The 13,898-nt window shown below is 41.4% G+C and carries 16 protein-coding genes; 3 read left to right on the plus strand and 13 right to left on the minus strand.

Features of this window, described 5'->3' with window-relative positions; all coding sequences use genetic code 11:
* Positions 1-267 (plus strand): ATP-binding protein (locus ABCW45_RS16950; protein WP_343221234.1); only part of this gene is annotated, 267 nt, incomplete at its 5' end.
* Between the two features lie 329 nt (positions 268-596).
* On the opposite strand, the gene ABCW45_RS16955 is transcribed toward ABCW45_RS16950, so the two are convergent.
* The 8 genes from ABCW45_RS16955 to ABCW45_RS16990 all read right to left on the minus strand — a co-directional run bounded on the left by ABCW45_RS16955 (position 597) and on the right by ABCW45_RS16990 (position 8,241).
* The gene (locus ABCW45_RS16955; protein ID WP_242990547.1) at positions 597-977 is read right to left on the minus strand and encodes a CD1107 family mobile element protein; all 381 of its coding nucleotides are present in this window, start codon (positions 975-977) and stop codon (positions 597-599) included.
* Positions 978-1,328: 351 nt separating this feature from the next.
* Positions 1,329-2,393 carry an FUSC family protein gene (locus tag ABCW45_RS16960; RefSeq protein ID WP_015552768.1) on the minus strand — a complete coding sequence of 355 codons (1,065 nt, stop codon included), beginning with the start codon at positions 2,391-2,393 and terminating at the stop codon, positions 1,329-1,331.
* 31 nt (positions 2,394-2,424) lie between these two features.
* Positions 2,425-3,468, minus strand: a complete 1,044-nt coding sequence (locus tag ABCW45_RS16965; RefSeq protein WP_117485574.1) for a sensor histidine kinase — start codon at positions 3,466-3,468, stop codon at positions 2,425-2,427.
* On the minus strand, positions 3,468-4,139 hold the full coding sequence (locus ABCW45_RS16970) for a response regulator transcription factor (RefSeq protein ID WP_117504378.1): 672 nt from the start codon (positions 4,137-4,139) through the stop codon (positions 3,468-3,470). Before ABCW45_RS16970 ends, ABCW45_RS16965 begins: the two co-directional genes overlap by 1 nt.
* A gap of 18 nt (positions 4,140-4,157) precedes the next feature.
* A complete protein-coding gene (locus tag ABCW45_RS16975; protein WP_117553232.1) occupies positions 4,158-5,591 on the minus strand; it encodes a phospholipase D family protein in 1,434 nt (477 codons plus the stop codon).
* 172 nt (positions 5,592-5,763) lie between these two features.
* On the minus strand, positions 5,764-7,323 hold the full coding sequence (gene cls / locus ABCW45_RS16980) for a cardiolipin synthase (protein ID WP_117471132.1): 1,560 nt from the start codon (positions 7,321-7,323) through the stop codon (positions 5,764-5,766).
* Between the two features lie 312 nt (positions 7,324-7,635).
* Positions 7,636-7,821: a hypothetical protein gene (locus ABCW45_RS16985; RefSeq protein ID WP_015552772.1), complete on the minus strand. Its 186-nt coding sequence runs from the start codon at positions 7,819-7,821 to the stop codon at positions 7,636-7,638.
* Between the two features lie 24 nt (positions 7,822-7,845).
* A complete protein-coding gene (locus tag ABCW45_RS16990) occupies positions 7,846-8,241 on the minus strand; it encodes a tyrosine-type recombinase/integrase (protein ID WP_343221235.1) in 396 nt (131 codons plus the stop codon).
* A 262-nt stretch (positions 8,242-8,503) separates the two neighbouring features.
* On the opposite strand from ABCW45_RS16990, the gene ABCW45_RS16995 reads away from it, so the two are divergent.
* Together ABCW45_RS16995 and ABCW45_RS17000 are read left to right on the plus strand one after the other, a co-directional pair.
* Entirely contained in the window at positions 8,504-9,784 is a 1,281-nt protein-coding gene (locus ABCW45_RS16995; protein ID WP_117472057.1) for a 2-hydroxyacyl-CoA dehydratase family protein, read from the plus strand.
* The gene (locus tag ABCW45_RS17000; RefSeq protein ID WP_343221236.1) at positions 9,781-11,490 is read left to right on the plus strand and encodes an acyl-CoA dehydratase activase; all 1,710 of its coding nucleotides are present in this window, start codon (positions 9,781-9,783) and stop codon (positions 11,488-11,490) included. Before ABCW45_RS16995 ends, ABCW45_RS17000 begins: the two co-directional genes overlap by 4 nt.
* 10 nt (positions 11,491-11,500) lie before the next feature.
* Here the strand turns inward: ABCW45_RS17000 and ABCW45_RS17005 are convergent, their stop codons facing one another.
* The 5 genes from ABCW45_RS17005 to ABCW45_RS17025 form a co-directional block, all read right to left on the minus strand.
* Entirely contained in the window at positions 11,501-11,773 is a 273-nt protein-coding gene (locus ABCW45_RS17005) for a hypothetical protein (RefSeq protein WP_015552776.1), read from the minus strand.
* Between the two features lie 24 nt (positions 11,774-11,797).
* Complete coding sequence (locus tag ABCW45_RS17010; RefSeq protein WP_015552777.1) at positions 11,798-12,088, minus strand: DUF4491 family protein; 291 nt, start codon at positions 12,086-12,088, stop codon at positions 11,798-11,800.
* A 172-nt stretch (positions 12,089-12,260) separates the two neighbouring features.
* Positions 12,261-13,172 carry a DNA/RNA non-specific endonuclease gene (locus ABCW45_RS17015; protein ID WP_343221237.1) on the minus strand — a complete coding sequence of 304 codons (912 nt, stop codon included), beginning with the start codon at positions 13,170-13,172 and terminating at the stop codon, positions 12,261-12,263.
* 39 nt (positions 13,173-13,211) lie between these two features.
* The gene (locus tag ABCW45_RS17020; RefSeq protein ID WP_147326547.1) at positions 13,212-13,442 is read right to left on the minus strand and encodes a hypothetical protein; all 231 of its coding nucleotides are present in this window, start codon (positions 13,440-13,442) and stop codon (positions 13,212-13,214) included.
* Positions 13,443-13,635: 193 nt separating this feature from the next.
* Positions 13,636-13,898, minus strand: a 263-nt coding sequence (locus ABCW45_RS17025) for a transposase (RefSeq protein ID WP_343221239.1), incomplete at its 5' end; no start/stop codon positions are given.

Consider the following 13,898-nt stretch of genomic DNA (forward strand, 5'->3'; position numbering starts at 1 on the left):
CTGCTCATGAGAGTTACTGAAAAAGACTCAGCCAATCTGCTTGAGCTTATTCATAAGCGTCGCAAGCACTCATCCACGATCTTCTGTTCCCAGTATCTTGAGGAAGACTGGTACCAAAAACTTGGTGGTAAGGACAACCCTCTCACAGATGCCATCATGGATCGAATTTCATTCGATTCATACAAGATTCCGATTATGAGTCTTGACCCAGAAAAGGATATTTCCATGAGGGAGGTTTATGGACTTGATCCATCTCAGGCACAATAACATACAGGCGGCTTCGCCGCACATAGCAAGAACCTAAAGCGGTTTCCGCCTATCCGGACAGGTGGTTTCCATTTTTCCGGACAGACGGCTTCGCCGCAACGGAATATTCATCAGAATTATCTGCCTCATTTTACTCTAAAATGACGGAGATTTCAATGGGATGAGGCAGATAAATTTTCCGGTCACTATGACTGAAATAATAGTATGCACACCTACCACACAGAATATTCAAGAGGTCGCTTTCAAAAACACAAAATATTTTATTTTTTGAAAGCAGATGCTATGTAAAGGCAATCCGAAGATTGCCCCAGGCATCAAGCCTATCCTGTTTACACAGGTTCATTATCATCTTCATCGACGGAGCTATCTGCATCATCGTCCTCAAACTCCGGATCGTACCCATAGTCCTCGTCATCGTCCACATAATCAGCATCCGGGGCAGGCTTTGCCGCTTCCTGTTCCTTCTTCTTTTCCTGGACTTTCTTAAATACGAAGAATCCACCACCACAGGCAAGCACAATCAGAGTAAGAATCGCTGGGAGCATATTCGTGGATTTTGGCTTTTCCTCCGGCGCCGGTTCTGTAATTTCAGGAACTGTTTCAACCACTTCCGGCTTTGTTTCCTCAATCGGCTTGGTGAACTCTGCAACTTCTTCCTCGTCCATCAGCTTGAGCAGGTCAGCTTCATCCACCTGATTCAGAAAATGCACGGTTTCCCTTAATCACTATATCAGAAAAGAATATAGGCTCTGCTTCCTTATAATTGTCTTTCAAAAATTCATATAACATAAACCTCATTCCTTTCCCCTAAATATTTATAACCTATATGGTTATTTTTGTTAATTATATTCTATATCCTGTTTTCACGATCTGGCAATGTAATTTTAGCACTATGGTTAGTATATCCAAAGCAGAATAAAACATAAAAAAAGATCTGTCACCCTTAGGATTCTTCCCAAAGCCAACAGATCTTACATTTTCCCTTACATCTTTATACTCTTTGCCAGACTCGTCAGCAAAGCTGCCATCTCCGGATTAACCTTTTTTCTTTCTAACCCACGTTATTTTGCAGCCACGGTTACCACTGTTTCCTTTTTTTTCGACATAAGCCAATAAAACATAGAACAAAATATTAATGCAAATACAACGCCAAAAACATTCTGAATCACTCTAAGACCAACTGCTCCTTTTAGTCCATAACTCTCTGTAGCAATGGCCAAAGCACCAAATGTGTTAAATACTGCCTGCCAGCCATATTTTGCAGAAAGTCCTACACCAATTCCGCCAAGGATTCCTATGTATGTATAGATGGATGACGGAAGCAGAAAATATAGTACTGTAAAGCATATTACACCTGCAATATTTCCGACAATCCTTTTGCGGACTCTGTATTGCATGTCCTCCATAAATGGTAAGATTGCTGACATTGCCGCAATTCCAGCCCACATTGCCCGTGGCATATTGCAGAGTTCCGCAATGCAGAGTACTGCCGGTACGCATATGATCTGACATAACTGCCACTTTGTTCTGGAAGAAGATATATCAAATTCCTGTACCAAATCATTCAAATTTCTTTTATACGTTCTGTTTTTATGATTTCGATAAAATACGAAGCAGGTAAGTGCTGCACCTAATGCCATTCCGGTTAATCGCATCTGATAACTTTTTCCTGTTACATCATATCCATACAATAACAGATAACCAAGAACCAATGTGGATTGGTTAAACATGAATGGGTTATGACATCCGAACAGAATCAGCACTGCCATTGCCGCAATATTTAACAGCATTCCAAGTACCGGTGAAAGCTGGTTTGCTAAATGCGGACATACAGTCATAATTACAAAGAACAAAGCCAAAAGCATCGTAGATTGTCCGGTGTGGATCCCCAGATCCGCATTCCGAAATACCATAAGGCATAATAAAACTACTACACCCACAATACTATTCTCATTTCCAAATAAGATACTGAAAATAGTAACAAATAAAAAACAAAATGCCATTGTAACAGCTATCTTTACCAAATATACCAGTATATGATATGATTTTTCTTTCACTGTTTCACTCTTTTTCAACAGATTTTTAGAACCTGCCTGATTTAACTGCAATTCCTGATAAAATGTCATGTAATTCCTCCTCTATCTGTTTTTCTTAAACTTATATGGCCTCATCTTTCTGTATTGGAAGCTCTACAACAAATCTGCATCCACCATATTCCCGGTTTTCTGCCTTGATTGTCCCGCCAGCACTATCTACGATCCGTTTCACAAGTGCAAGGCCGAGACCATTTCCTTCTGCTTTGTGAGAACCGTCTGCCTGATAAAATTTATCAAATATTCTGGTTTTCACATCATCCTCTATTCCCGGTCCTTCATCTTCCAGAATAAACATTACAGAATCCTTTTCCTGCTTCAGAAACATCATAATTGTCCCCTTTGCAGGACTGAACTTAATCGCATTATCTAAAAGATTTATCCATATATGCATAAAAAGTCCTTCATTCCCAGTATATTTAACTTCCTCCAGCTCTACCTGGAAACCAATTTCTTTTTCTGTCCATTTTGTCTCCAGGGAGAGAAATGCCTGACGGATCTGTTCATCCAAACGATATTCTGTTTTTTTCATTGGTATGTTCTGATTCTCTAACTTGGATAACAGCAAAATATTTCCAACCAATCCGGAAAGCCTCTGGGTATTAAACAGGATTTTTTCTACATATTCCTCTTGCTCCTGAGACAGTTCTTCTCCCTGAAGAAGCATTGTATACCCTTCAATGGCATTGATCGGGGTCTTAAACTCATGAGAAACATTGGAGACAAAATCCATCTGCAGTACTTCTGTTGCTCGAAGCTCTTTTGTCATCACATTAAAACTCTGGTAAGATTCTCCAACTTCTGCGATACGGCTGTTCGTTTCCAAGTGCTGTTCAAAATCTCCCTGCGAAACTTCCTTCATTGCTTTACTGAGTCTGGTAATTGGTTCCAGCAACCTTGCATTGATAAAGGAAGTAATCAGCCCTGCAATCAATGTATTAAAAATCAAAAGCCAGCCAAGCACAGATATGCTACCAGGCAGATTAAAAAAATGATTCAAAAAAGCAAATAATAACGCAGATATGACTGTTGAAAATACAAGTGCCAGCCAGATTGCACCAGTCAGACAGGATCGGATCCGCAATCCTTTTTCTTTCTTTTGTTCCATTATTTTTTCACCACCTTGTATCCAATTCCACGCATTGTTACGATTTCAAAATCAGGGTTATCTTTCAAACGCTCCCTGATTCTTCCTATATGTACCTCTATCGTATGTGGGTCTGCCTCCGTCTCGTATCCCCATACTTCATCCATCAACTGTTGTTTTGTAAATGTTCTGCCTGGCGAAGCTGCAAGCTTATATAAAAGCAGGAATTCTTTTTTAGGCAAAACAAGACTTTCCTTATCAGTTGTAACCGTCATTGCATCATAATCAAATTCTGTTGAACCGATCACAATTTTGTGTTCATTCAGTATCTGTGCACGGCGAAGCAGTGCTCCGACTCTTAAAACCATTTCATTCACATTTACCGGTTTTACCATATAATCGTCACTTCCCGAAAGAAATCCCTGGCGCATATCATCAAAGGAACCTTTCGCAGTGATCATAAGTACCGGTATCTGATATCCTGCTGAACGGAGTTCCGACACCAGTTCATAACCATCCATAACCGGCATCATAATATCGGAAATGATCAGATCAATATACTCTTTATCCAATATTTCTAATGCCAGTGCTCCATCTGATGCACTTTTGACCTGATATCCATTCTTCTCAAGCACTTTTTGGAATAGCTGGCTTAATTCTTTATCATCTTCTACAATTAATATTTGAAACACGATCTTCTTCCTCCTTTATCAGAACAGATATCTTGCCCATCCAAGCAGATGCTGTACCAAAAGTATGTTTCTCTGACGCTTCTTTGTCAATTCAATTGGCTCTACATGATACGGATCACGATAGGTTCCATCTTCCAATACCTGTCGGGACACTCTTTCATATTCCATCATGCCTTCTTCCAACTGTTTATTAATCTCTTTGCTACGTATTACAAGCATCAGTTCCGTATCCAGATACGTGCTTCTCATATCCATGTTAAAGGAACCGATTACGGATAGATCATCATCAATCAGGATGCTTTTTCCGTGGTAAGAATAGCCGCCTTCATACTCCCAGATATCAATTCCTGTATTTAAAATTCTGTTTCTGTTTCTCGCATAATCAGCAGAACCAAACGGATTTCCATTGTTGGCAACCGAATTGGTCATGATAGAAAAATCCGGAACTCTCTCCGCAATCTCTTTCCATGTATTATACATCATATCATTGCAGATAATATATGGTGTATGAATTTTCACGCGCTCTTTTGCATTTTTCATTAGTTCTCCCAGTTGATACCAGACTACTGGTTCCTTGGGACCTGTGTGGATAGGATTTGACACTAATGCAATCTTTTCTGTCTCAAAAGTTTCGTCCGTGTAATCGGTATCGCAGATTCTTTCCTTATTCTCTTCAAAATATTTCTGATAGCCGTTCTGCAGCTCTAAAACTGCGTTCTTTACAGATTTTCTATTTGCCAGTTTTTTATTGTCATGAAAATAACCACTGTCTTCTTGTTCCCATATTGTTTCAAAATACTCTAACAACTGGTTAACTGAATTTTCTTTCTCAGGTTCATCGCAAACCACTAACACATCTCTATCATAGTTCTTATGTCCCAGAAAATCACCCAGGAAATAATTGTATGTATTTCTTCCACCAAGAATATATGTCTTACCATCTGCAATCAAATATTTATCATGCATTCTCCCCATCATCTTCCATGGTTTCAACGGATTGGCCTTATTATACAGTTTAATTTCAACATTCTCATGGGAAGATAATCCATAGAAATACGGATTGCCTTCCATATCAACCCAGCTCTCCATTCCATCTACTAACAGACGAACATGCACACCTCTGTCTGCCGCATCATGCAGTGCTCCTAAGATCAATTTTCCACTTTCATCTGATTGAAATGCAAAAGTAGAAAGAATAATGTCTTCTTTTGCATTTCGGATCAAACGCACTCTTTGTAAAAGTGCTTCTGGATTTTTTTCTATGATCACTGCTCGTTCCATATTCTCGCTGCGTTCGTTCCACGAATCATTTTGTGTTTCTTTTTTAATGGTATTAGACACTTCCGGCTGTTTTTTATATGCAATACAGATTCCAAATAATTCATAAAAAGCCACACATAAAAAAATTGACAGTATAACAAAAACAATTTTACATATCTTACGTTTTCCCATCGCACATCACCTGACTTTTTTTCATCTTATGTCTATACAATACAAAGTCAACCTCAATTTTACCTCAACAGAATTAATTTTATCCATGTAAATTTCCTGTACCGGCAATCAGACATAACAAAAACGACCTCTCAAAATCAACTATTTTTTGAAAGGTCGTTTCACTAAATTCTTATAACAATCCAGCAAATAATCTCATAAATAATTGTCCCAGTCGCAAATATGCACTGCGCCCAGTACAATATTGATCTGTTACATCACGACATTCTCCCATCGTTCTTATCAGATCATTTTTAATTTCCACAACTGCCTGACAATCTGCCATGAAACAGCCGTTTTCAAAATGATGATATAAGCTTCTATAATCCAGATTGATTGTTCCACAGGTTGCCATACAGTTATCCACTATACTCATTTTCGCATGGCAAAATCCTGGTGTCCATTCATAAACTCGCACTCCATGTTTAACCAATCCATGATAAAAAGAGCGAGTTATATTATAAATGAATTTTTTATCAGGAATTCCTGGTGTGATAATTCTTACGTCTACCCCTCGCTTAGCAGCCAGACATAACGCATGTGTCATTTCGTCTGTTATAATTAGATATGGTGTCATAAACCAACAGTAATTTTCGGCCTTATTTATCATACTGATATAAACTTCTTCTCCGACCTGCTCATTATCCATAGGACTGTCTGCATAAGGCTGAACAAAACCTGTTTGCTGTGCTTTATAATCGTAATGAATAATGTATTTACTAAAATCAGTATCATTCGTAGCTTTTTCACTAACAGCATTCCACATTTCTAAAAATGTCACTGTAAGTGACTGAACAGCATCTCCTTCTAAACGAATACCGGTATCTTTCCACTGCCCATACGGATGCGTATAATTAAAGTATTCATTTGCAAGATTATATCCACCTGTAAATCCAACTTTTCCATCAATTACTGTTATTTTTCTGTGATCACGATTGTTCAAAAATAGATTTAAGCCTGGCACAAATGGATTGAATACACGACAATGAATTCCTATACTCTCCATCTTTTTTACAAAATCTGTGTTAATAAAACCTATAGACCCCATATCATCATAGAATACCCTGACTTCCACACCGGCTTTTACTCTCTCTTCCAGAACATCCTGAATCTTATGCCAAGCTTCAGCATCTTCTATCGCATGATATTCCATGAAGATAAACTTTTGTGCTTTCGCAAGTTCTTCAAGCTGTGCCTCTAATCCCTTCACTGCTTCATCAAAATACTTGATATCCGTATTCTGATAGATTGGATACCGCGAATTTCTTTGTATGTAACTTGCAATATTTCCTGCTTTCGGAATCTTTTCTTTTATTCTGCTTAAACACTCTTGATTGTCTGGAAGCATTGGTAACAATTTGCTATCAATTTCTGCATATCGCTCACGCATTTTATGCGTGCCACCATTCAAGCCAATCAATAAATACAGGCCTACACCCATAATTGGGAAAATCAGAATTAAAATGACCCAAGGCATTTTCATAGAAGATGTCTTATCTGACGCATACAATCTCAAAACTAAGATTCCACTTAAAATTCTGGTAAATAAATTTATGATTTCTGCATATTCATTCAAGCGTGTTACGATAGTAATAATAAAAATCACTTCCAGAAGAATGCAGATTATGGAAAAGCACAATCGTTTTATTCCATTTTTTGTTTTTGCTTTTCCTTCTAAGGTATCTTGCTTCATATGTATTCCACCTCTTCTTTCTACGTCAGCTCTATATTCAAAATACTATTTATTTTGATAATTGATTCGTTCCCCTTCTATTGTTTTGTTTCAAATTCACATATAATCATACTTTCAAGGACTACATTATTTTCTGGGTATATTCCAGCATTTTTAATATAAAATTGACCTAACACTACATACAAAAGGTATTTACCTTAATTATAACTTTAAATATATCTTATGTACATTATTTTCCATCAAAAAAAGTCCACCCACATCTGGATTTCTCCTAATTCCAGTAGACTCTGTTCTATTTCCATTATTATATTTTTATTCAGCTTTCAAGCTCTTCGCCAGACTCGTCAGCAACGCCGCCATCTCCGGATTTCCCAGAACCTTCATCAAAAGGTCCGCATCCACACCTTCCGGAACAGCCACCGTGTTTGCTGTCTGACCAGCATCTGCACCCTTCATCTGCGGATTAAGATTTTCCCTGTTATAAAACGCATCCTCCATCCTCTGTGCATTCTTTTGCCTGTCCTAGTCAATGATATGGCCATATGCCTCTGTTACCATGTCCGCCTGTGCATGTCCGGAATCGCCCTGAACCGCTTTAATGTCTCCTCCACTGAGCTTCAGCTTATATGTGACACTTGTATGTCGGAGACTATGAAAAACCACATCCGGCAGTCCCTGTTCATCAATAACCTTCTGCATCTGATCACGCAGATAGCTGTCTTCGATCGGAAGACCAAAGGTCGTAGCCATGACCAGATTATAATCCTGATACTCACTGCCAAGAATATCCTTTAATTCATTCTGTTCCTTTTTGATATCGACCAGGATCTGTGCCACAAATCTTTTTCTGTATTTCGATATAAATACTATGTGATACTGGCATTTCCATCGGGTATGTGATAAACTTCTATTGTCCATTTGGACCGCCTCCTTTGATTTTGAGTTTGGCTTGCGACACCATTCTCATCATATCACAGGAGGCTTTATTTTGTTGTCCTCACCGTCTCCACTTATTCCATTCTCCCCAGCATAGCTGGGGGATTAGACTTTTCATTTACAATTCCCATCCCACTGACTATAATAAAGAATGTCCGTTTTCCTGCAAAGGCGCGGAACCATATCCATCTGCATCAGGGCGATATGACAGAAAAATGAACTTAAAAGAATGGAAGAAAGAACAATGGATGTAATTGAAAAATTTGGAAATAGGGTGAGCAGCCAGGCGCTTAAGGATCCGGAAAAAGCGCGTCGGCTGCTTCTTGCGGGATACCGCCTGCAGGAAAAGAAGCTTCAGTTTTTGCCGGATCGGGAGCTGCCGTCGTCGGGACAGTATGTGGCGCGGGTGGTTATGAAAAATATCATTCAGTCGCTGTCGGAACCGGAGAATGCGGCGATGGTCAGCATATTTGTGCCGGGAGAGCTGGTGATGGCGGCAGGGCTGACGCCGTACTCAGTGGAGGCGATGTCCTGTTTTATGGCGGGAACGAAGTGTGAGCAGACGTTTCTTCGGAAAACGGAGGAAGAAGGATTTCCGGAGACGATGTGTTCGTACCACAGGGTGTTTCTGGGGGCGGCGCTGACGGGGATTCTGCCAAAACCGAACTGCATGATTTATACGAACCTTGCGTGTGATGGAAATATGATGACGTTTCCGTATTTAAAGGATAAATTTGAATGTCCAGGCTTTTATATTGATGTTCCGTATGAGAAAAACCGGGAATCGGTTCTGTATGTGGCGGATCAGCTGCGGAAATTGAAACGGTTTCTGGAGGAGACGACGGACAGACGGATTTCGGAGGAAACAGTGCGGAGTGCGGTAGATAACAGCCGGAAAGCGGCAGCGAATTATAAAAAACAGCTTGCCCTGCGGTGTGCGCATGACCCGGTGACCTCTCTGACGAATGAATTGTATGCGCTTTTTATGTGTCATCTGATGGCTGGCTCAGAGACGGCGGTTACCTATACGGAAAAACTTCTGCGCGATGTGCGGATGTCACCGAGGGGAGATGGTCTTTCGGTAATCTGGATGCACATCATGCCATTTTTACAGGAGCCGGTTAAGGATATTTTTAATTATAGTAAGAAAATGCACATCCGCGCTTGTGATTTCATCGCAGATGGTTTTCAGGAGATGCATGCGGAAGACCCGTATGAGGCGATGGCAGAGAAAATGGTCTACTGCATTTACAATGGCAGTGTGAAACAGAGAATTGAGGAAGCGGAACGGCTTGCCAGAATCACGGAATCGGATGGTGCTGTTTTATTTGCCCACTGGGGCTGTAAGGGAACGATCGGTGCATCCAGCCTGATTAAGCAGTCCTTAGAAAAGACAGGACTTCCGACGATGATTCTCGACGGTGACGGCTGCAACCCCGCCAATACCAGCGACGGTCAGGTATCGACGCGGCTTCAGGCGTTTGTGGAAATGCTGGAAAAGGGCAAGGAGGAGAAACACGCATGATTTATTACGTCTGTAAGTACACCCCGATCGAGCTGTTCCGGGGGTTTGGAGAAGAATGTTCTGTTTTGGAGGAAATGCCGGAAAATTTCGAACAGTCGGATCAAATTGCACATGCAAATCTGTGCGGCTTTGGAAAATCGGTCATTCAGGCAGTGCTGGAAGGAAAGGTTGAACAGCTGGTGCTGGTAAACTGCTGCGATTCGATGCGGCGCGTTTACGATATCGTGGAGAGCACGGGAAAATGTAAGTTTTTATATATGCTGGATCTGCCGCATGATGATAATGAATGTGAAAAAGTGAAATTTGCGGGCACGATCCGGAGGCTTAAAAAGGCATATGAGGCATATTCCGGGAAAGTGTTTGATAAACGCGCTTTTATCAAGTCCTTTATTACGCCGGAAATGAACACGGAGCCGTACATTGGTGTGCTGGGCGTGCGGGTCAGCGGCATTCTGGAGGATATGATCCGGGACAATATCCAGATGGATGTGGAAAATCTGACCTGTACGGGTGGTCGGAAACTGTCGATCGTACAGGATGAAATGTGGAATATGGAGGAAGAGGAGCTGTTTCTTTCTTACGCGGACGTCCTGCTGGGACAGATGCCGTGTTTCCGCATGAACCGTTCGATCCGCAGAAACCGTCTGTATCTGGATCCGAATTTAAAGGGAATTATTTATCACACGATCAAGTTCTGTGATTATTATGGATTTGAGTATGCGAGTATCAAGCGGGATATCAAGGTTCCGCTCCTTAAGATTGAGACTGATTTTACGAGCCAGAGCGCGGGGCAGCTTTTGACGCGCATTCAGGCATTTGAGGAGACGATCGAGGGATCAGAGGATATGGATCCGGGAAAAGGTATCAGTGAGGAGGCAAGAAAGAAGATGGAGTCGGGCATTTTTTATGTAGCGGGAATCGACAGCGGTTCGACAAGTACTGATGTGGTCATACTGGATCAGGATGGAAAAATTAAATCGACGATGATTATTCCGACCGGCGGCGGTGCGATGATGAGCGCCGAGAAGAGTCTGGATCTGGCGATTGAGAAAGCGGGAATTAAGAAAGAGGAGATCGTGCGGATCGATACAACCGGATATGGACGATCCTACATTGACAGCGGGGATGACAGCATCACGGAGATTACCTGCCATGCCAAGGGCGCAAATTATCTGAATCCGAATGTCCGCACTATCATCGACATTGGCGGACAGGATATCAAGGCGATCAGCATCGACGGGCAGGGAGCCGTGAAAAATTTCCTGATGAATGACAAATGTGCCGCCGGAACGGGACGTTTTCTGGAAATGATGGCGAAAACGCTGGGACTTTCCCTGGAGGAAATGAGTGTGAAAGGGCTGGAATGGAAGCATAATATCGTGATTTCCAGCATGTGTACGGTGTTTGCAGAGTCGGAGGTCGTGTCGCTGGTGGCACAGAATAAGGATGTGGCAGATATTATCCACGGTTTAAATGTGTCAGTTGCCTCAAAAGTCGGCGCGTTGGCAGCCCGCCTTGGAAAGGATCATCCAGGCGAATATATGATGACCGGCGGTGTGGCGAAGAACCGGGGTATCATCCAGGCATTGGAAGAGAAGCTTGGTGCTAAACTTTATATCTGTGATGAGGCGCAGCTCTGCGGTGCGCTGGGAGCGGCGCTATTTGCTTATGAGAAATGTAAAGGCAGTGCGGAGGAAACGCGATGAAGCGGCCGGGTTAAAACACTTGTATCGATATTTTCGTCAGATATTCACTGGGAGAGGCTGTGGCCAATTCGTCGATCACAGCCTCTTTATGAGAGTATTTGCCGGTTTTAAACTTGTGTTCATCGGTCCAATCAAAGAGTTTTTCGTAGGTGGCTTTCGAGTCATAGTAATTTCCCATTAAGTAAGCAAGTACCTTGCCAGCCCAAAGTGCTGCAACATGGTTTTGCAAGCAATCCGCAACGTTCGCTCCTCCAGTATTCACCTGTAATCTCCATACCGCCATCTTCTCATCTCCCCGCTTTCTTCTTTAGTGCTTATCCACCTTCCGCTTCGGGAACCATCCTTTTGCCACTCTTTTTTCCTGTTCTTTCAATTCCTTAATGCTCCAAAAGCAACTGACGCCCAAAACACCCAGGGAAACCGACCAAAGTATTTCCTGCATTCTTACGGATAGAATCATACACAAAATGCCCACCAGCAAAAATACCGGCCAACAGCGGCTTCCAAAGTAATACTCCGCATATATAACAATAGGATGGAACAATCCAATCAGAAAAAAGGTAAGCACACCAATCAATATCCCACTAAAATTCATCATAACTCCTTGTCCTTTTCCTTATACAAACAGCACATTATCGCAGACCGGCGCAACTTATCTTCTGCGTGCAACAGTCGCCCTCAACAGCATATCCAATATGCGCAAAGAAGAAGTATTGCAATATAGAACTACAACCTTCCTCTTCCATATTTTTTTAATATCTGACACATTTTTACGGATTGCATTTTTTACACGGATCACAACCTGCAGCAATCAGCGCATCCCTACTCTCTGATGAGGATTTTTTATTGCTCTCCTTCATCTGTTTGACCGATGAACAGGACGGCCGATGAAATTTCTTTGTATTGGTATTGAGGATATAGGATTCCGTGCTGGTCTGCTGAGAAGCTGCCTGCTTAACAGCCTGTGTGGCCTGCTCTGTTACTGCCGTCTGGTTTGTTCCAGAAGCCGAGCTGTCACCCGTTGCATAATTGATGTTAATTCCCGGCTGAACATTATAAACGTAAACGCAGCACAAAATACCTTCGCCTTTGTCTTCTACGGATTCCGCTTCCATTAGTACGCCGGATGCTACGAGATTACTGCCTTCAAAAACCGGAGTCACCCGATACAGCACATGATTTCCAGTTTCTTTTACATAGTCCGCTGCCATATTCTCAAACGGCAGCATTCCCTGAACATTCAGATATCTGGTCCCAGTGATTAAGTTCTTCTCGTTTGCATTTTCTGCAGTAAGCTGATAACCGATCAAATGGCAGCGATTATATAAATATTTGCCATCCACATTGTCATATTTGATCGTATGCCAACCAGATGGCTTTACCTGCCCAATAGAGCCGCGCTCTTCTGTCGGCATCAGATCTTTTCCAACTGATGCATAGGCTACACCACATCTACCCAGTGAATCCAGGTCACTATATGTTTCAAAAGAAACTGCCGTCAGATCAGCGTCTGTGAAATACGGCTTGTTATCATTTACTATGGCATACGGTTGCCCAGAATAAGCTGGAACAGAAGCCAAATCAAATACCAATGTACCGGCCGAAACAAGATCAACCTGATGTAACTCTGTTGATGCAGAAACAATCGGTTCCTGCTTTGCCGCCTGCCCGCAAGCAGACATACTTAATGCTACCGCTGATAATAAACCGAATTTCTTTCATTATACTACAGTTTTCCAATTCCTGAAAGAAAAAAGAGGATCCCCGCAAAGAGTTCCTCTTATCATTATCCTATATTTTCGTATTTCCTTAACTTCTTCTCTTGTAAGTTCTTTTTTCCACTTTTTATATTCTTCTCTTAATACTTTACTTTTAATTGCATGGTATTCCGTATTTAAGTCTTTGATTACACTGTCTATTGCTACACATCTTTTACGAATTAAATCAATCACTATCCTTCATCCCATCTTTTTATATTTATCCTGAATTATTCACGGGGCAGTATCTGAACTGGTAACTGTACCATGAATCCCAAAATTGACCCATGTAGCCTAAACATCGCTCAACCAATCTCCAAAAAGGGTATAAAATCCCTGTGGCAGAGTTCTGAGCGGTTATCAAGCTGTCAAGGTTCGTTAATAGTTACTATTCCAGCTGTACATTCAGCTTACCGATATTTGAAAGTGTCTCATAGAATTCATTTTTATAAGGGCAGCTGCTACACCGCTTGAATGTGATATATCTTGCTGAATGAACTACTTTTGCAGCAATCTTCAGCAGTTTTAAACAGACGGTATCAATGCGTTGTTTGCGCATGTTTGCTGATAACGCCAATCGTCTAAACCAATTAAATATGTTATAAGCAAGAGCGTGTACCTGAAGCCTGTTTGCATTTACGATTCTGGTAT

Source organism: Pilosibacter fragilis (assembly GCF_032490495.1).
GTDB classification, from domain to species: Bacteria; Bacillota; Clostridia; order Lachnospirales; family Lachnospiraceae; genus Pilosibacter; species Pilosibacter fragilis.